This window comes from Pseudomonas sp. PA1(2017) (assembly GCF_001945375.1).
GTDB lineage: Bacteria > Pseudomonadota > Gammaproteobacteria > Pseudomonadales > Pseudomonadaceae > Aquipseudomonas.
Genome location: NZ_MSXU01000011.1, coordinates 96,835 through 113,815, shown reverse-complemented (window position 1 = coordinate 113,815; position 16,981 = coordinate 96,835). Strand labels below are relative to the sequence as shown.

Here is a 16,981-nt window from a genome sequence, read left to right as displayed (position 1 = left end):
CCGCACGCGCGGATTGGTAGCCCACCCAACAGGACACCCTTTCATGCGCATTTTACGCTCGCTCGCACTGGTCACGGCCACGACGCTGTTTTCGCTTTCAGCACTAGCCGAGACGCTGGTTATCGGTGACCAGAGTTACAACACCCGTACCGTCATGGAGGCCGCCGGCGTGCTCGATGACGTGCCCTATGAGGTTGACTGGAAGCAGTTCACCGCCGGCTCGCCGGTAGCCGAAGCGCTGAATGTCGGCAGTCTCGACCTAGGCTTTCTTGGTGACGCGCCACCCCTTTTCCTCGGTGCTCTGGGTGCTCCCATCAAAGTAGTCGCTGTAACCAAACAGAACTTGGAAGGTGTGGCCATCCTGGTGCGCAAGGACTCGCCGATTCGCAGCCTGGCGGATTTGCGCGGCAAGCGCGCCGCCGTGTGGAAGGGTTCCTGGAGCCAGCAACTGCTGTTCACCGCGTTGGACCGTGAGGGCATTGCCCGGGATGATCTGCAGTTGAGCTACCTGAGCGCGCTCGACGCCTCCCATGCATTGGAGGGTGGCTCGGTGGACGTGATCGCCACCTGGGAGCCCTACGTCACCCAGGCCGAGCGCCACGGCGCCCGCGTGCTGACCACCGCCGAGGGGCTGATCCCCGCGCAGAGCTTCGCCGTGGCCAGTGACAAGGCCCTGGCCGGCAAACGCGAGATCATCGGCGACTTTCTGCAGCGCCTGAAACGCGCCCGTGAATGGGCGCTGGCCAACCCAGTCCATACCGACGCCTATGCCAGCGCCTGGGCCAAGCACACCCGCGCTGATGAATCCGTCGCCCGTGCCTGGTTCGCCCGTGCCCGCACCGACATCGGCCCGGTAACGCCGGCAGCCATCGAGCAGGCGCAACAGACCGTCGACTTTTTCGCCGGCCTGGGGCTGGTAAAGGGTTATCCGGCCGAGCGACTGTTCGATAGCTCTTTCACTTCGACCTTGCAGCCGACCACTGCCCAGGCGAAATGAGCAAAGGTCCTGGCGCTCGATGGGCGCCGGGTAGGTTCTGACAGGCCGAGGTTGGCTAGTAGAAACTGCCGGCGGAGGGCGCCGAAAAGCACATCGCAGGACGGGGGTGGCCAGCGCCCATCGGTTAAGCGAGCGTTTCGCTCGTCGATGGGCGCATTGCGGGGAAGCGGTCTCAGCGCTCGTCGAGGGCGAAGGCCGTCAGGCTGTAGGTGGGAATGCCCATGTCCTGCAGTTTGCGCGAGCCGCCGAGCTCCGGCAGGTCGATGATCGCTGCCGCCTCGTACAACTCGGCGCCCATGCGCTTGACCAGTTGCACGGCGGCCAGCAAGGTGCCGCCGGTGGCGATCAGGTCGTCGACGATCAACACCTTGTCGCCTTCGCACAGGCTGTCGGCGTGCGCTTCCAGGAAGGCCTCGCCGTATTCTGTCTGGTAGCCCTGGCTAAGCACGTCAGCCGGCAGCTTACCCTGCTTGCGAAACAGCACCAGCGGCTTGTTCAGCTCGTAGGAGAGAATCGATCCGATCAGAAAGCCCCGTGCATCCATGGCGCCGACGTGGGTGAAGTCCGCTTCGACGTAGCGCTGGATCAGGCTGTCGATGACCATGCGCAGGGCGCGAGGGGACTGGAACAGCGGCGTGATGTCGCGAAATACCACGCCCGGTTTGGGGAAGTCGTTGACCGGGCGGATAAGGGTCTTGATGGTGAATTCATCAAAGATCATGGCAGGGTGAATCCTTAACGGGAGTATCAGCCGTTAAGGTTACCACCTGCCAGGGCGCACAGCTCGATCGGGTCGAGAATATGCACTTCCTTGCCTTCGGCTTCGATCAGGTTGCTCTGCTGAAAGCGCGTGAACACCCGCGACACGGTTTCCACGGCCAGGCCCAGGTGATTGCCGATCTCGTTGCGCGACATCGACAGACGGAACTGGTTGGCCGAGAAGCCACGGGCGCTGAAGCGCGCGGACAGGTTGACCAGGAAGGTGGCGATGCGCTCGTCGGCGGTCTTCTTGGAGAGCAGCAGCATCATTTGCTGGTCGTCACGAATCTCGCGGCTCATCACGCGCATCAACTGGCGGCGCAACTGGGGCAGGCTCACCGACAACTCGTCGAGGCGCTCGAAGGGAATCTCGCAGACCGAGGTGGTTTCCAGGGCCTGGGCCGACACCGGGTACAGCTCGGTGTCCATGCCGGAGAGACCGACCAGTTCGCTGGGTAGGTGGAAGCCGGTGATCTGCTCCTCGCCGGCGTCGCTCAGGCTGAAGGTCTTCAGCGCGCCGGAACGCACGGCGAACACCGAGTTGAAGGTGTCGCCCTGGCGGAACAGGAACTCGCCTTTTTTCAGGGGACGGCCACGTTTGACGATATCGTCGAGCGCGTCCATGTCTTCGAGATCCAGCGAAAGGGGCAGGCAGAGGCTGGCGAGGCTGCAGTCCTTGCAGTGTGCCTGGTGAGTAGTACGCAGCTTGATGCTTTCGGACATCGCCCTTATCCCTAGGTAATCACTCAGAAGTCGTAAGGGTAACGCACCAGGGGGGTGCGCGGCCACCTGCCGCAGGGTGCTCAAGTGTCGCACGCGCCTGCCGATAGGTTTGTATCGATGAATTGAATGCAGGGAGCGGTGTGATGCAAGTGGCCACCAGTGGTGCGATAGAGCGCGGTTACGTTGCGCCAGGTGCGGCGCCGGTAGCAGCAGCGCCTGCCGAGACGGCAGCGCCAGGCGCTACCGAGCCCGCCGAGGAAAAGAGCGCCGAGCCGGGGGTGAAAGTGAGCCTGTCTGCCGTTGGCCTGGCGCGCTCGAAGGAGGCCGAAAACAAGAACGCCGATATCGACGAGAGCAACCTGCCCGACGAGATCAAGCGATTGCTCAAGATGATCCGCGAGCTCAAGGCGCAACTCGCCGAGAAGACGGCCGAGCTGCAGGCCTTGATGGCCCAGGGCGATATGGAGGACGAGGCGCAAAAGGCCAAGGTGCAAGCCTTGCAGACCGAAGTCGGCTCGATCAGCAGTGCCCTGAGCACCGCCAACGCCCAATTGGTGAAAGTGATGCGCGACCAGAAACTCACCAGCGAACAGAGCGCCACTGTCGCCTCGTTGATGGCCAAGTGACGAAGCGTGGGCGGCATCGCAGCCCTGCCGGGTGCGATGCTCAGATCACCCGCGAAAAACGCTGCAGATTGGTCTCGCCCAGGTAGCGGTCGAACAGCATGCACAGCGAGCGCACCAGCAGTCGTCCCGCCGGCCGCACCTCGATGCTGCCGTCACGTAAATCGATCAGGCCATCGCGGTGCATCTGCTGCAGCGCCGGCCAGGCGTCCGCGAAGTAGCTGGGCATAGTGACGGCGAAACGCTGTTCGATGTCCGCGAACTCCAACTGGAAATGACAGATCAGCTGCTGGATCACGGCGCGGCGAATGCGATCGTCAGCGTTGCAGCCCAGCCCGCGCTGGGTCGCCAGTTGGCGATTGTTGAGGCTGGTCTGGTAGGTGGCCAGGTCCGAGCTGTTCTGGCAGTAAAGATCGCCGATCTGGCTGATCGACGACACGCCCAGGCCGATCAGGTCGCAGTGGCCGTGGGTGGTATAGCCCTGGAAGTTGCGCTGCAGGCTGCCGTCCTCCTGGGCGCTGGCCAGCTCGTCATCGGGCAGGGCGAAATGGTCCATGCCGATATAGCGGTAGCCGGCGCTGGCCAATTGCTCGATGCTGCCCTGCAGCATGGCCAGCTTGGCCGCCGCGCTCGGCAACTGCCCGCTGTCGATGCGCCGCTGCGGCATGAAACGCTCCGGTAGATGGGCGTAGTTGAACAGCGACAGACGATCCGGCTGCAAGGCGATGACCTGCTGCACGGTATGGGCAAAATTCTCCGGCGTCTGCAGCGGCAGGCCGTAGATCAGGTCGATGTTCACCGAGCGAAATTGCAGGGTGCGTGCCGCCTCGATGATGGCGCGGGTTTCTTCCAGGCTCTGCAGGCGGTTGATGGCGCGCTGCACGTTGGGGTCCAGATCCTGCACGCCTAGGCTGACGCGGTTGAAGCCCAGCTCGCGCAGCAGGCCCATGGTCGACCAGTCCGCCTCGCGCGGGTCGATCTCGATGCTGTAGTCGCCGGAATCGTCGTCGAGCAGGGTGAAATGCTCGCGCAGCTTGGCCATCAGCTGGCGCAGTTCGTCATGGCTGAGAAAGGTCGGGGTGCCGCCGCCCAGGTGCAGCTGCTCGATGCGCTGGCGCTTGTCGACATGATGGCCGATCAGCGCCATCTCCCGTTCCAGGGCTTGCAGGTAAGGCTGGGTGCGGCCGCGATCCTTGGTGATGACCTTGTTGCAGGCGCAGTAGTAGCAGATGTTGGCGCAGAACGGCAGGTGCAGGTACAGCGACAGCGGACGCAGGGCGCGGCGACTCTCACGCAGGGCGTGCAGTAGGTCGAAGGAGCCGACGCCGTCGTGGAACTGCACGGCGGTCGGGTAGGAGGTGTAGCGCGGGCCGGCTTGATCGTAGCGGCGGATCAGGTCGGAATCCCACTGGATGGCGTCGAGCATGGCGAATTCCGCTTCAGCGTTGAATGCTCAGCAGTCTAGGGGGCGTATGGGCGGGGCTTTTTGATCTGAGTCATGGGGTCGCAGCAGAGCGCTACCGCTGAGCTTATCTCTTGGCCAGGCTACAAAGCCCACCCGCCACCTGCGCGCCGTAGCCTGGCGTTGAGCGCAGCGATACCCAGGTATCGATTCCCGGGTTTCGCTGCGCTCTACCCGGGCTACAAAAGCCAATACGCCGCAGCGTTAGTGCCCCATCAGCCAGTGCTGATGAGGACCGGGCAGGGTCCACAGGCCGAACAGGATCACCAGCAGGCCGCCGGCGATGCGCACGCCACGCCGGCGCAGCAGGCTGACCAGACGCTCGGCCGCGAGCCCGGTGGCCAGCAGCACCGGCAGGGTGCCGAGGCCGAAGGTGAACATCAGCGTGGCGCTACGTAGGGCATCACCCTGGCTCGCCGCCCACAGCAGGGTGCTGTACACCAGGCCGCAGGGCAGCCAGCCCCACAGGCCGCCGAGCAACAGGGCGCGCGGCGCGCTGGTGATTGGCATGCAGCGTCGGGTGATCGGTTGCAGGTGCCGCCAGAGGCCGCGGCCCAATGCTTCGATACGTGTCAGGCCGCTCCACCAGCCAGCCAGGTAAAGGCCCATGGCGATCAGCAGCAGGCCGGCGATGCTGCGCATTACGGTGGCGAGCGGGCCGCTGGCCAACGCCCACCCGGCCAGGCCGAGCAGCAGCCCGGCAGTCGTGTAGCTGAGGATGCGCCCGGCGTTGTAGGCGACCAGCAAGCGCAGGCGCTGGTGGCGCCGCTCGGCGGGGATGGCCAGGGTCAGCGCGCCCATCAGCCCGCCGCACATGCCCAGGCAATGGCCGCCGCCGAGCAGGCCGAGCATCAGGGCGGAGAGCAGTTGCGGCAGCAGGTCAGTCATGTTCTTTCGGCGTGGGCTCGTCTTTGGCCTGTTTCACCGCCGCCTGGTGGCGTGGGTCATCGTCATCGAAGAGGATGCGGTGCGCCGGGCTGTCGAGGTCGTCGTACTGGCCGCTGTCCACCGCCCAGAAGAACAGCCACACGGCGAAGGCGACCAGCAGCAGGGCGACGGGGATCAGGATGTACAGCGCGGTCATGGTGCTTTCCCCAGGCGCAGTGCGTTGAGTACCACCAGCAACGAGCTGGCCGACATGCCCAGCGCGGCCCAGATCGGCGTGATCCAGCCGAGGGCGGCGAAGGGCAGCACCAGGCCATTGTACAGCCCGGCCCAGGCCAGGTTCTCGATGATGATGGTGCGGGTGCGGCGCGCCAGGCGCAGGGCATCGACCAGACTGGTCAGCCGATTGGAAAGCAGCACGGCGTCGGCGCTGGTCTTGGCCAGGTCCGAGGCCGAGCCCATCGCCACGCTGATGTCGGCGCCGGCGAGCACCGGCACGTCGTTGACACCGTCGCCGAGCATCAGCACGCGGCGACCTTGCCTCTGCAGATCACGCAGGATGGCCAGCTTGGCGTCCGGGGTCAGCCCGCCGCGGGCCTGGTCGATACCCAACTGGCGGGCCACTTCGCCGACCATGGGCGAGCTGTCGCCGCTGAGCAGCAGGATCTGCCAACCGCGCCCGCGCGCCGCCTTGACCAGGGCCGGCGCATCGTCGCGCAGGCGGTCGTCGAGCACGAACCAGGCCAGTGGCCCCTGTTCGCCCCCCAGCAGCAACCATTGGCCCTGTTCGCCGTTGATGGCCGGTGCGGGGCTGGCGCTGAGCGCGCTGACGAACTCGGCCTGGCCGATACGCAGCCGGCGCCCCTCGACGACACCTTCGAGGCCCAGCCCCGGCACGTTTTGCAGCGCTTCGACCGGCGCCGTGGCGTGGCCGAAGGCGCGGGCTATGGGGTGTTCGGACTGGCTTTCCAGCGCCGCGGCCAGGGCCAGGCAGGTGTCGCCATCCAGGTCACCGAGCGGTTGCACGGCGCGCAGAGTCAGGCGGCCTTCGGTGAGGGTGCCGGTCTTGTCGACGATCAGCGTGTCGATCTGCTCCAGGCCTTCGAGCACATGACCGCGGGTCAAGAGCATGCCGAGCTTGTGCAGGGTGCCGGTGGCGGTGGTCAGCGCCGTTGGCGTAGCCAGGGCGAGGGCGCAGGGGCAGGTGGCGACGAGCAGGGCGAGCACCACCCAGAACGCCCGAGACGCATCGAGTTGCCACCAGACAACCCCAACGATGGCCGCCACCACCAGCACGATCAACAGGAACCACTGCGCCACCCGGTCGGCGATCTCGGCCAGACGCGGCTTCTCGCCTTGTGCCCGCTCCAGCAGGCGGACGATGGCCGACAGCCGGGTGGCGTCGCCCAGCGCCTGCACTTCGACGGTCAGCGGCCCCTCGACATTCAGCGTACCGGCGGTCACGGCATCGCCGACGCTGCGCGATTGAGGCAGGTATTCACCGGTGAGCAGGGATTCGTCGACGCTGGACTGCCCGGCCAGCACCTGGCCATCGGCCGGCAGCAGCGCACCCGGCGGCACCAGCACGCGGTCGCCGGGTTGCAGCTCGCTGAGCAGGATGCGCTGGCTGTGGCCCTGCTCATCCAGGCGCAGGCAGGATGCCGGCAGCAGCTTGACCAGTTGCGCGGTAGCCGCCGCGGTGCGCTCCCGGGCGCGGCGCTCCAGGTAGCGACCGCTGAGCAGGAACAGAGCGAACATGCCCACGGCATCGAAATACAACTCACCATGGCCCATGACCGTGGACCAGATGCCCGCCGCGTAGGCGCCGCCGATGGCCAGCGACACCGGGACGTCCATGCTCAGGTGGCGGGTGCGCAGGTCGCGCAGCGCGCCGCGAAAGAACTGCCCGCAGCAGTAGAAGACGATGGGCGTGGTGAGAAACAGGCTGACCCAGCGCAGGATGCTGTCCAGCTCGGGGCTCAGGTCGACGTTGAATTCCGGCCAGGTGGCCATGCTGGCCATCATCACCTGCATCCAGAGAAGCCCGGCGACGCCCAGCTGGCGCATCGCGCGGCGATTCTCGCGGGTCAGCTGCTCGGCGGCGGCATCGGCCTGCCAGGGATGGGCGGCGTAGCCGATGCGCCGCACTTCGCCGAGCAGTTCGCTTAAGGGCAGGGCGCTGGCGCTCCAGCGTACCCGCAGGCGATGGTTGGACAGGTTCAGGTGCGCCTCGACCACGCCGGGCAGGGCAGCGAGGTGCTTTTCGATCAGCCAGCCGCAGGCCGCGCAACTGATGCCCTCGATCAGCAGGCTGGTTTCGCTCGACTCGCCGCTTTGTTCGACGAAGGGCTGCTGCACGTCGCGGCGGTCATACAGGGCCAGCTCGTCGGGCAGCGCCTGGGGCAACTGTTGGGGATTGTGGGCCGCTTCGCTGCGATGGCTGTAGTAATGCTCCAGGCCATTCTGCACGATGGTTTCGGCCACCGCCTGGCAGCCTGGGCAGCACAGCTCGCGCGACTGGCCCAGCACCACAGCTGAAAAGTGGCTGCCCGCCGGCACCGGCAGGCCGCAGTGGTAGCAGGGCGCCGGGCTGCTGCGCTCGAGCGGCGCGCCGGTGGCAAGCGAGGTGTCGATCAGCGTTCATCCCCGAGCTGGATGCGCTTGCCGGCTTCGAGGGTTTCTTCCTCGAACAGGCGCCAGTCCTGGCCGCCTTCCTGGCCGATCAGCTCGACGAAGCGCCGGCCCTGCACGCTGTCCTGCAGGTTGCCGCGATACAGGCCTTCACCCTGATGTTGCAGCACCACGCGGCGATCGCGCTCCGGCTGGGTGGGCGATACCAGGTTGAGTACCAGTTGCGCGGGAGCGCTGGCGCCGTGCAGTTGCAACTCGGCGATGCCGAGTTCGTCGTCCAGGTCCAGTGTCGCCTGCAGCTTCAGGCGCAGCGCCAGGTTCTCGCGCTCCAGGGACTGGTTGATGCCCTTGCCGACGTCGTAATAATCGTCGGAGATCAATCCCGGCGGATTGCGCGTGGCGACGGTCAGCAGGGTCAGCCCCTGGATCACCGAGTAGCCGAGCAGGGCGATCAGGAACCAGGGCCAGAACTGCTTGTACCAGGGGGCGGGTTGGAGGTCTTCGTTCATGGTTGGCCTGCTATCTCACGCTCGGGCCGATAAAGCGGCTGCTGGCGTCGTTGTGGATGCCGTCGTCATCGGTGGCACGGATGTGGAAGGTGATCTCGTTGGTGCTCGACGGCAGTTTCTCGGCGTCGATGGACAGCTCCACCGGGATCGCCAGCACCTCGCCGGCCAGGGCGCGGACTTCGCGGCGGCCCTCGTACACCAGGCCGTCCAGACCGTCGGCGTCGATGCGGAAGACGACGTCCTGCTGAGCCTTGTTCATGATCTTCAGGGTGTAGACGTTCTCGATTCGGCCCTGCTCGTTCTCGCGGTAGAGTACCCGATCCTTGAGCACGTCCAGTTCGACCAGCGAGCGGTTGCTCACTGCCCAGGCGAATACCGCCAGCATGGCCAGGAGGGCGATGGCGTAGCCGATCAGCCGCGGGCGCAGCAGGCGGGTCTTCTGTCCCGAGAGGTTGTGTTCGGTGGTGTAGCTGATCAGCCCGCGCGGGTAGTTCATCTTGTCCATGACGGCGTCGCAGGCGTCGATGCACGCGGCGCAACCGATGCACTCGATCTGCAGGCCGTCGCGAATGTCGATGCCGGTCGGGCACACCTGCACGCACAGGGTGCAGTCGATGCAGTCGCCCAGGCCCTGGGCCTTGTGGTCTGCGGTTTTCTTGCGCGGGCCGCGGGTTTCGCCACGGCGTGGGTCGTAGGAGACGATCAGCGTGTCCTGGTCGAACATCACGCTCTGGAAGCGCGCATAGGGGCACATGTGAATGCACACCTGCTCGCGCAGCCAGCCGGCATTGCCGTAGGTGGCGAGGGTGAAGAAGGCGATCCAGAACAGCGCCCAGCCGCTGGCTTCGAAGGTGACCAGTTCGGCGAGCAGCTCGCGGATCGGCGCAAAATAGCCGACGAAGGTCAGCGCGGTGACCAGGGAAACGCCCAGCCAGATGCTGTGCTTGGCGAAGCGGCGAGCGAATTTGTTGGCATTCATCGGTGCCTTCTCCAGCTTCATCCGCTGGTTGCGGTCGCCCTCGGTGACCTTTTCCGCCCACATGAATATCCAGGTGAACACGCTCTGCGGGCAGGTGTAGCCGCACCACACCCGGCCGGCGAACACGGTGATGAAGAACAGCCCGAAGGCGGCGATGATCAGCAGCGCCGAGAGCAGCACGAAATCCTGGGGCCAGTAGGTGGCGCCGAAGATGTGGAACTTGCGCTCCGGCAGGTTCCACCACACTGCCTGGTGGCCGTCCCAGTTCAGCCACACGGTGCCGAAGTAGAGGACGAACAGCAGAGCACCGCCAGCACGCCGCAGGTTGCGGTAGAAGCCGCTGAACGCGCGGGTGTGGATCTTCTCGCGACTGGCATAGAGGTCGATGGTCTCGCCGGCGGGCGGCGTGACGTTCTTGACGGGGATCTGTTGGCTCATCGAGGGCTACCACAACGGTTGGTCGGGCCTGCCGCGGCCGATACGTGCCGGTCGCGATCGTTCGCTGCGCCGATGGTACGCCGCAACGCCGGATCGGGCTTGCGGCTACCCGTCGCAGGGTAGGTGCAGGGCCATGCTAGGGGCAGTATGCCGGAGCCGTCCTGACCCAGATCAGTGCACTCAATCTTTCTTCCGGTTTTGCACTTCTGCCGGTGCCTTTTCGCGCTGCGACAGGCTGTACACGTAGGCGGCCAACAGGTGCACCTTGTCGTTGCCGAGAAATTCCGCCTGCGCCGGCATCTTGCCGCTGCGCCCATAGCGAATGGTCTGCTGCACCTGGGCGAAGCTCGAACCGTACAGCCACACCTTGTCCGTCAGATTCGGTGCGCCGAGCACCTGCAGGCCCTTGCCGTCGGGGCCGTGGCACATGGCGCAATTGGTGGCGAACAGCTGTTTGCCCGCGTTCAGGTCGACGGCGACGTGCGCCGGGTTTTCCAGGTTCGAGAGGCTGCGCACGTAGCCGGTCACGTCGCGCACGCCGTCGTCGCCGAGAATCTCCTGCCAGGCCGGCATCACGCCCTGGCGGCCGTGCATGATGGAGGCCTTGATGGTTTCCGGGTCGCCGCCGTAAAGCCAGTCGTCATCGGTCAGATTAGGAAAACCGAAGGCGCCCTTGGCGTCGGCGCCGTGGCATACGGCGCAGTTGTTGGCGAACAACCGGCCACCGATTTTCAGCGCCTGCTCGTCCCTGGCCAGTTCGGTGATGGGGGTGGCCGCGTACCCGGCGAACAGCGGGCCGTAGCGTGCGTCGGCGGCGGCCATCTCGCGTTGCCACTGGGCGACCTGGGTCCAGCCCTCGTCATAGCCGGGCAGCAGGCCCTTGAAGTTGCCCAGCCCGGGGTAGAGCAGCAGGTAGCCGACGGCGAATGCCAGGGTGCCGAGAAACAGCAGGAACCACCAGCGCGGCAGCGGGTTGTCGTATTCCTCGATGCCGTCGAAGCTGTGCCCCGTGGTCTGTTCGCTGTCGCCCGGCCGCTGGCCCTTGCGGGTGGCGATGAGCAGCCAGGCCAGGCCCAGCAGCGTGCCGAGGGTGGCCAGCGCGATGAACAGGCTCCAGAAGGTGCTCAAGGTTTATCGTCCTCGACCTTGGGGGCCTGCTGGCTGGCGCTCTGCGGCGGCTCGTCGGCGAAGGGCAGGTTGGCCGCTTCGTCGAAGCTGGACTTGCGCTTGCTGCTGTAGGCCCAGAGCACCACGGCGACGAAGGCGATGAACACCACGGCGGTGCCGATGCCGCGGATGGTGCCGATGTCGGTCAGGAAGGCTGGCATGGCGTCACCGCTTGTTCTGGATCGAGGTGCCGAGCACCTGCAGGTAGGCGATCAGTGCGTCCAGCTCGCTCTTGCCGGCCACCGCCTCGCGGGCCTTGGCGATGTCGTCGTCGCTGTAGGGAATGCCGAAGCCCTGCATGACCTTGAGCTTTTCGGCACTGAGGCCGCCATCGAGCGTGCGCTCGGCCAGCCAGGGATAGGCGGGCATCTTCGACTCCGGCACCAGGTCGCGCGGGTTGATCAGGTGGGCGCGGTGCCACTCGTCCGAGTAGCGCCCGCCGATCCGCGCCAGGTCCGGGCCGGTGCGTTTGGAGCCCCACAGGAAGGGGTGATCCCAGACGCTTTCGCCAGCCACCGAATAATGGCCGTAGCGCTCGGTTTCGGCGCGGAACGGGCGGATCATCTGCGAATGGCAACCCACGCAGCCTTCGCGGATATAGATGTCGCGGCCCTCGAGCTGCAGCGCGGTGTAGGGCCGCATGCCGGCCACCGGCTCGTTGACCACGTCCTGGAAGAACAGCGGGACGATCTGGGTGAGGCCGCCGATGCTTACGGCAATCACCATCAGCAGGGTCATCAGGCCGAGGTTCTTTTCGATCAGGTCGTGCTTCATCGGCCGGCCTCCCCGTTTTGCGCCAGGGGAATCCGCGCGCCGGCATCGTAGTCGGCCGGTTGGGCGCCGCGAATGGTGCGCCAGGTATTCCAGGCCATCAGCAGCATGCCGCTGAAGAAGATCGCGCCGCCGATCATGCGCACCACGTAGCCCCAGTGGCTGGCCGTCACCGACTCGATGAACGAGTAGGTGAGCGTGCCGTCGTCGTGCACCGCCTTCCACATCAGGCCCTGGGTAAGGCCGTTGACCCACATGGGCACGATGTACAGCACGGTGCCGATGGTCGCCAGCCAGAAATGCAGGTGGATCGCCGCCAGGCTGTGCATCTGTTCGCGGCCGAACACCCGGGGAATCAGGTGATACAGCGAGCCGATGGTGATCATCGCCACCCAGCCCAGGGCGCCGGCGTGCACGTGGCCGATGGTCCAGTCGGTGTAGTGCGACAGCGCGTTGACCGTCTTGATGGCCATCATCGGCCCCTCGAAGGTGGACATGCCGTAGAACGCCAGGGAGACGACCAGAAAGCGCAGGATCGGGTCGGTACGCAACTTATGCCAGGCACCCGACAGGGTCATCATGCCATTGATCATGCCGCCCCAACTCGGTGCCAGGAGGATGATCGACATCACCATGCCCAGGCTCTGGGCCCAGTCCGGCAGGGCGGTGTAGTGTAGGTGGTGTGGGCCGGCCCAGATGTACAGGGTGATCAGCGCCCAGAAGTGCACGATGGAAAGGCGGTATGAGTAGATCGGCCGGTTGGCCTGCTTGGGCACGAAGTAATACATCATCCCGAGAAAGCCGGTGGTCAGGAAGAAGCCCACCGCGTTGTGGCCGTACCACCACTGGATCATCGCATCCGTGGCGCCGGCATACACCGAGTAGGACTTGAACAGGCTGACCGGCACGGCGGCGCTGTTGACCAGGTGCAGCATGCCGGTGACCAGGATGAAGGCGCCGAAGAACCAGTTGGCCACGTAGATATGCCGGGTGCGGCGCTTGAACAGGGTGCCGAAGAACACGCCGATATAGGCGAACCAGACGATGCCCAGGAGAATGTCGATCGGCCATTCCAGCTCGGCGTATTCCTTGCTGCTGGTGTAGCCCATTGGCAGGCTGATCACCGCCGCGACGATCACCGCCTGCCAGCCCCAGAAGGTGAAGGCCGCCAGGCGGTCGGACGCCAGCCGCACCTGGCAGGTGCGCTGCACCACGTAATAGCTGGTGGCGAACAGCGCGCAGCCGCCGAAGGCGAAGATCACCGCATTGGTATGCAGCGGGCGCAGGCGGCCGAAGCTGGTCCAGGGCAGGTCGAAATTCAGTTGCGGCCACACCAACTGCGCGGCGATGAACACCCCCAGCGCCATGCCGACCACGCCCCAGACCACGGTCATCACCGCGAATTGGCGCACCACCTTGTAGTTGTAGGCAGCCGGACTGCTTGCTGGGCTCATGCTGGGTTCCACGCTGGGCTGGGTGCTGCCGCGGGGCGACAGGCATTTCAGGCGGCGCGAGTATCCCTGACCGGCACCGGTGGTGCAATGCGTGGAAATGTAGTGCAAGGGTTCCGCCAGCTATGGCAGACGCGGTTCTGGCGGTATTTGGGCGAGCGGGAGAATTGATTATGGGGCCCCTGGGTATCGCTGCGCTCAACGCCAAGCTACGGGTAATGATGGGATTTCGTGATCTGCTCCGTAGCCTGGGTAGAGCGCAGCGAAACCCGGGAATCGCTCCCTGGGTATCGCTTCGCTCAACGCCAGGCTACGGCGCGGTAGGTGGCGGGGTTATTTGGCCGCTTCTTTGCTGCGACTCAGGCTCAGCACATAAGCCGCCAGCAGATGAACCTTGTCGTTGCCCAGGTAGTGCTCCTGCGCTGGCATCTGGCCGTTGCGGCCGTAGCGGATGGTTTGCTGCAGTTGCGCCAGGCTCGAGCCGTAGATCCAGCCGCCGGGGTGGGTCAGATCCGGAGCGCCCAGGACCGCCATACCGGTGCCTGCCGGGCCGTGGCAGGCCACGCAGGTGGTAGAGAACAGCTGCTTGCCCTGTTCCAGGTCGATGTTGCTGCCATCGGCCAGCGGCAGGCCAGCCAATTCGTGGCGCACGTAGCCAGCGACGTTGCGCACGCCGTCATCACCGAGCACCTGGCCCCAGGCCGGCATCACGCCGATGCGCCCGTTGAGGATGGCGGTCTTGATGGTTTCGGCGTCGCCGCCCCAGCGCCAGTTTTCGTCGGTCAGGTTGGGAAAGCCCACCGCGCCCTTGGCGTCCGAGCCGTGGCAGATCGAGCAGTAGGTGGCGAACAGCCGGCCGCCCATCTTCAGCGCCTGCTCGTCCTGGGCCACCTGTTCCAGCGGCATGGCCGAGTACTTGGCGAAGATCGGCCCGTACTGGGCGTCGGCCTTGGCCACTTCGCGCTCCCACTGGGCGACCTGGGTCCAGCCGTCTTCATAACCCGGCAGCAGACCCTTGAAGTTGCCCAGGCCTGGATACAGGGCCAGGTAACCCACGGCGAAGATCAGCGTGCCGAGGAACAGCATGAACCACCAGCGTGGCAGCGGGTTGTCGTACTCCTCGATGCCATCGAAGGAATGGCCCATGGTCTGGTCGGTGGTGTTCTTGCGTTCCCCTTTGCGCGTGGCGAACAGCAGCCAGAACAACGCGACCAGGCTGCCGAGGGTCAGCAGCGTGATGTACCAGCTCCAGAAAGTGCTCATGGGGTGTCTTTCCTTACTGCTGCTTTGTTGGGTTCATCGGCGAAGGGCAGGTTCGCCGCATCCTCGAAGGCCTTGGCGCGCTTGCCGCTGTAGGCCCACAGCGTCACGCAGGTAAAGGCGATCAGTACCAGGGCGGTACCGATGCCGCGCACCATGCCGATGTCGATCAGGTCCGTAAGCATGGGATCACCTCTTGTTCTTCAGCGCAGTGCCGAGCACTTGCAGGTAGGCGACCAGGGCGTCCATCTCGGTCTTGCCTTTCACCGCAGCGCTGGCGCCGGCGATGTCGTCATCCGTGTAGGGCACGCCGAGAAATTGCATGGCCTTGAGCTTTTTGGGCGTGTCCTTGCCGTCGAGCACGTTCTCGACCAGCCAGGGGTAGGACGGCATCTTCGATTCCGGCACCACGTTGCGCGGGTTGTAGAGGTGCGCGCGGTGCCACTCGTCCGAGTAGCGGCCGCCGACCCTGGCCAGGTCCGGCCCGGTGCGCTTGGAGCCCCACAGGAAAGGGTGATCCCATACGCTTTCACCGGCCACCGAGTAGTGGCCGTAGCGCTCGGTCTCGGCGCGGAACGGGCGGATCATCTGCGAGTGGCAACCCACGCAGCCTTCCTTGATGTACACGTCGCGGCCTTCGAGCTGCAGCGCGGTGTAGGGTTTCATACCGGCGACCGGCTCGTTGACCACGTCCTGGAAGAACAGCGGGACGATCTGCGTCAGCCCGCCGATGCTGACGGCGAACACCATCAGCAGGGCCATCAGGCCGACGTTCTTTTCGACGATTTCGTGTTTCATCAGTGGGCTCCCTCAACCGAATAAAGCGCAGCGGCTTCGAGTTCTTCCGGCTTGCTGGCACGCACGGTCTGCCAGGTGTTCCAGGCCATTAGCAACATGCCGGTGAAGAAGATCGCGCCGCCGATCACCCGTACCACGAAGCCGGGGTGGCTGGCTTCCAGCGCCTCGACGAAGGAGTAGGTGAGCGTGCCGTCCCTGTTCACCGCGCGCCACATCAGGCCCTGGGCGATGCCGTTGACCCACATCGAGGCGATGTACAGCACGGTGCCGATGGTGGCTAGCCAGAAGTGCGCGTTGATCAGGCCGATGCTGTGCATCTGCTCGCGACCGAACACTTTGGGAATCAGGTGATACAGCGAGCCGATCGACACCATGGCGACCCAGCCCAGGGCGCCGGCGTGCACGTGGCCGATGGTCCAGTCGGTGTAGTGGGAGAGGGCGTTGACGGTCTTGATGGCCATCATCGGGCCTTCGAAGGTCGACATGCCGTAGAACGCCAGGGAGACGACCAAAAAGCGCAGGATCGGGTCGGTGCGCAACTTATGCCATGCGCCCGACAGGGTCATCATGCCGTTGATCATGCCGCCCCAGCTCGGTGCCAGCAGCACCAGGGACATCACCATGCCCAGGCTCTGGGCCCAGTCCGGCAGCGCGGTGTAGTGCAAGTGGTGCGGGCCGGCCCAGATGTACAGGGTGATCAGCGCCCAGAAGTGCACGATCGACAGGCGATAGGAATACACCGGACGCCCGGCCTGCTTGGGCACGAAGTAGTACATCATCCCCAGGAAGCCTGCGGTCAGGAAGAAGCCCACCGCGTTGTGGCCGTACCACCACTGGATCATCGCGTCGGTGGCACCGGCGTACAGCGAGTAGGACTTGGTCAGGGTGACCGGTACTTCCAGGTTGTTGACCACGTGCAGCAGCGCCACGGTGAGGATGAACCCGCCGAAGAACCAGTTGCCCACATAGATGTGGCTGACGTTGCGCTTGATGATGGTGCCGAAGAACACGATCGCGTAGCTGACCCAGACGACGGTGATCAGAATGTCGATCGGCCATTCCAGCTCGGCGTATTCCTTGGAACTGGTGTAGCCCAGCGGCAGGGTGATGGCCGCCAGCAGGATCACCAGTTGCCAGCCCCAGAAGGTGAAGGCCGCGAGCTTCGGTGCGAACAGCGTGGCCTGGGAGGTGCGCTGTACGGCATAGTAGCTGGTGGCGAACAGGGCGCAGCCGCCGAAGGCGAAGATCACTGCGTTGGTGTGCAGGGGCCGCAGGCGACCGAAACTGGTCCACGGCAGGTCGAAGTTGAGCCACGGCCAGGCGAGCTGCGCTGCGATAAGCACGCCGAGCCCCATCCCGACGATGCCCCACACCACCGTCATGATGGCGAATTGGCGAACCACCTTGTAGTTATAGGCGGAACTGGTTGTTGTGTTCATGTCTGGGTTTCCATCCACGGTTATGGGCAGATCATCTGCAGCCCCCGCGCACGGACAAATCCGTACACGAAAAAGGGCTTTTTTATGAG

18 protein-coding genes are annotated in these 16,981 nt (G+C 65.1%); 2 read left to right on the top strand and 16 right to left on the bottom strand.

The genetic code is table 11. From position 1 onward, the window contains the following. Positions 1-43: 43 nt before the first annotated feature. Positions 44-997 (top strand): ABC transporter substrate-binding protein, encoded by a 954-nt coding sequence (locus BVH01_RS17025; RefSeq protein ID WP_075931475.1) that lies wholly within the window; start codon positions 44-46, stop codon positions 995-997. Between the two features lie 172 nt (positions 998-1,169). Here BVH01_RS17025 and BVH01_RS17020 read toward each other — a convergent pair whose 3' ends face one another. Then, on the bottom strand, positions 1,170-1,718 hold the full coding sequence (locus BVH01_RS17020; protein WP_075931474.1) for an adenine phosphoribosyltransferase: 549 nt from the start codon (positions 1,716-1,718) through the stop codon (positions 1,170-1,172). A 26-nt stretch (positions 1,719-1,744) separates the two neighbouring features. Further along, entirely contained in the window at positions 1,745-2,479 is a 735-nt protein-coding gene (fnr, locus tag BVH01_RS17015) for a fumarate/nitrate reduction transcriptional regulator Fnr (RefSeq protein WP_075931473.1), read from the bottom strand. A 143-nt stretch (positions 2,480-2,622) separates the two neighbouring features. Here fnr and BVH01_RS17010 point away from each other — a divergent pair, with 143 nt between their 5' ends. Continuing rightward, positions 2,623-3,105, top strand: coding sequence for a hypothetical protein (locus BVH01_RS17010; RefSeq protein WP_075931472.1), 483 nt, complete (start codon positions 2,623-2,625; stop codon positions 3,103-3,105). 40 nt (positions 3,106-3,145) lie between these two features. On the opposite strand, the gene hemN is transcribed toward BVH01_RS17010, so the two are convergent. The 14 genes from hemN to ccoN (BVH01_RS16940) all read right to left on the bottom strand — a co-directional run bounded on the left by hemN (position 3,146) and on the right by ccoN (BVH01_RS16940) (position 16,892). Then, complete coding sequence (gene hemN / locus BVH01_RS17005) at positions 3,146-4,528, bottom strand: oxygen-independent coproporphyrinogen III oxidase (RefSeq protein ID WP_075931471.1); 1,383 nt, start codon at positions 4,526-4,528, stop codon at positions 3,146-3,148. A 240-nt stretch (positions 4,529-4,768) separates the two neighbouring features. Further along, a complete protein-coding gene (locus BVH01_RS17000; RefSeq protein ID WP_075931470.1) occupies positions 4,769-5,452 on the bottom strand; it encodes a sulfite exporter TauE/SafE family protein in 684 nt (227 codons plus the stop codon). After that, positions 5,445-5,648: a cbb3-type cytochrome oxidase assembly protein CcoS gene (gene ccoS, locus BVH01_RS16995; RefSeq protein ID WP_075931469.1), complete on the bottom strand. Its 204-nt coding sequence runs from the start codon at positions 5,646-5,648 to the stop codon at positions 5,445-5,447. Before ccoS ends, BVH01_RS17000 begins: the two co-directional genes overlap by 8 nt. Continuing rightward, positions 5,645-8,083: a heavy metal translocating P-type ATPase gene (locus tag BVH01_RS16990; protein WP_168177295.1), complete on the bottom strand. Its 2,439-nt coding sequence runs from the start codon at positions 8,081-8,083 to the stop codon at positions 5,645-5,647. Before BVH01_RS16990 ends, ccoS begins: the two co-directional genes overlap by 4 nt. Continuing rightward, entirely contained in the window at positions 8,083-8,589 is a 507-nt protein-coding gene (locus BVH01_RS16985) for a FixH family protein (RefSeq protein ID WP_075931467.1), read from the bottom strand. The genes BVH01_RS16990 and BVH01_RS16985 overlap by 1 nt, the downstream gene beginning before the upstream one ends. A gap of 10 nt (positions 8,590-8,599) precedes the next feature. Next, positions 8,600-10,006, bottom strand: a complete 1,407-nt coding sequence (gene ccoG, locus BVH01_RS16980) for a cytochrome c oxidase accessory protein CcoG (protein WP_075931466.1) — start codon at positions 10,004-10,006, stop codon at positions 8,600-8,602. Between the two features lie 180 nt (positions 10,007-10,186). After that, positions 10,187-11,134 (bottom strand): cytochrome-c oxidase, cbb3-type subunit III, encoded by a 948-nt coding sequence (gene ccoP, locus BVH01_RS16975; RefSeq protein ID WP_075931465.1) that lies wholly within the window; start codon positions 11,132-11,134, stop codon positions 10,187-10,189. Continuing rightward, positions 11,131-11,334 (bottom strand): CcoQ/FixQ family Cbb3-type cytochrome c oxidase assembly chaperone, encoded by a 204-nt coding sequence (locus tag BVH01_RS16970; RefSeq protein WP_027906340.1) that lies wholly within the window; start codon positions 11,332-11,334, stop codon positions 11,131-11,133. The genes ccoP (BVH01_RS16975) and BVH01_RS16970 overlap by 4 nt, the downstream gene beginning before the upstream one ends. A gap of 4 nt (positions 11,335-11,338) precedes the next feature. Next, positions 11,339-11,947 carry a cytochrome-c oxidase, cbb3-type subunit II gene (ccoO, locus tag BVH01_RS16965; protein WP_075931464.1) on the bottom strand — a complete coding sequence of 203 codons (609 nt, stop codon included), beginning with the start codon at positions 11,945-11,947 and terminating at the stop codon, positions 11,339-11,341. Next, complete coding sequence (ccoN, locus tag BVH01_RS16960; protein WP_075931508.1) at positions 11,944-13,398, bottom strand: cytochrome-c oxidase, cbb3-type subunit I; 1,455 nt, start codon at positions 13,396-13,398, stop codon at positions 11,944-11,946. The genes ccoO (BVH01_RS16965) and ccoN (BVH01_RS16960) overlap by 4 nt, the downstream gene beginning before the upstream one ends. 330 nt (positions 13,399-13,728) lie before the next feature. Continuing rightward, positions 13,729-14,658 (bottom strand): cytochrome-c oxidase, cbb3-type subunit III, encoded by a 930-nt coding sequence (ccoP, locus tag BVH01_RS16955; RefSeq protein ID WP_075931463.1) that lies wholly within the window; start codon positions 14,656-14,658, stop codon positions 13,729-13,731. Next, positions 14,655-14,840 carry a CcoQ/FixQ family Cbb3-type cytochrome c oxidase assembly chaperone gene (locus tag BVH01_RS16950; protein WP_013791955.1) on the bottom strand — a complete coding sequence of 62 codons (186 nt, stop codon included), beginning with the start codon at positions 14,838-14,840 and terminating at the stop codon, positions 14,655-14,657. Before BVH01_RS16950 ends, ccoP (BVH01_RS16955) begins: the two co-directional genes overlap by 4 nt. A 4-nt stretch (positions 14,841-14,844) precedes the next feature. Continuing rightward, on the bottom strand, positions 14,845-15,453 hold the full coding sequence (ccoO, locus tag BVH01_RS16945; RefSeq protein WP_013791954.1) for a cytochrome-c oxidase, cbb3-type subunit II: 609 nt from the start codon (positions 15,451-15,453) through the stop codon (positions 14,845-14,847). Next, a complete protein-coding gene (ccoN, locus tag BVH01_RS16940) occupies positions 15,453-16,892 on the bottom strand; it encodes a cytochrome-c oxidase, cbb3-type subunit I (RefSeq protein ID WP_075931462.1) in 1,440 nt (479 codons plus the stop codon). Before ccoN (BVH01_RS16940) ends, ccoO (BVH01_RS16945) begins: the two co-directional genes overlap by 1 nt. Positions 16,893-16,981: the final 89 nt, after the last annotated feature.

Excerpts from the sequence above, each read along its gene's own strand:
- BVH01_RS17025 (WP_075931475.1), top strand. The coding sequence starts at position 44 with ATGCGCATTTTACGCTCGCTCGCACTGGTCACGGCCACGACGCTGTTT.
- BVH01_RS17020 (WP_075931474.1), bottom strand. The coding sequence starts at position 1,718 with ATGATCTTTGATGAATTCACCATCAAGACCCTTATCCGCCCGGTCAAC.
- fnr (WP_075931473.1), bottom strand. The coding sequence starts at position 2,479 with ATGTCCGAAAGCATCAAGCTGCGTACTACTCACCAGGCACACTGCAAG.
- BVH01_RS17010 (WP_075931472.1), top strand. The coding sequence starts at position 2,623 with ATGCAAGTGGCCACCAGTGGTGCGATAGAGCGCGGTTACGTTGCGCCA.
- hemN (WP_075931471.1), bottom strand. The coding sequence starts at position 4,528 with ATGCTCGACGCCATCCAGTGGGATTCCGACCTGATCCGCCGCTACGAT.
- BVH01_RS17000 (WP_075931470.1), bottom strand. The coding sequence starts at position 5,452 with ATGACTGACCTGCTGCCGCAACTGCTCTCCGCCCTGATGCTCGGCCTG.
- ccoS (WP_075931469.1), bottom strand. The coding sequence starts at position 5,648 with ATGACCGCGCTGTACATCCTGATCCCCGTCGCCCTGCTGCTGGTCGCC.
- BVH01_RS16985 (WP_075931467.1), bottom strand. The coding sequence starts at position 8,589 with ATGAACGAAGACCTCCAACCCGCCCCCTGGTACAAGCAGTTCTGGCCC.
- ccoG (WP_075931466.1), bottom strand. The coding sequence starts at position 10,006 with ATGAGCCAACAGATCCCCGTCAAGAACGTCACGCCGCCCGCCGGCGAG.
- BVH01_RS16970 (WP_027906340.1), bottom strand. The coding sequence starts at position 11,334 with ATGCCAGCCTTCCTGACCGACATCGGCACCATCCGCGGCATCGGCACC.
- ccoO (WP_075931464.1), bottom strand. The coding sequence starts at position 11,947 with ATGAAGCACGACCTGATCGAAAAGAACCTCGGCCTGATGACCCTGCTG.
- ccoN (WP_075931508.1), bottom strand. The coding sequence starts at position 13,398 with ATGAGCCCAGCAAGCAGTCCGGCTGCCTACAACTACAAGGTGGTGCGC.
- ccoP (WP_075931463.1), bottom strand. The coding sequence starts at position 14,658 with ATGAGCACTTTCTGGAGCTGGTACATCACGCTGCTGACCCTCGGCAGC.
- BVH01_RS16950 (WP_013791955.1), bottom strand. The coding sequence starts at position 14,840 with ATGCTTACGGACCTGATCGACATCGGCATGGTGCGCGGCATCGGTACC.
- ccoO (WP_013791954.1), bottom strand. The coding sequence starts at position 15,453 with ATGAAACACGAAATCGTCGAAAAGAACGTCGGCCTGATGGCCCTGCTG.
- ccoN (WP_075931462.1), bottom strand. The coding sequence starts at position 16,892 with ATGAACACAACAACCAGTTCCGCCTATAACTACAAGGTGGTTCGCCAA.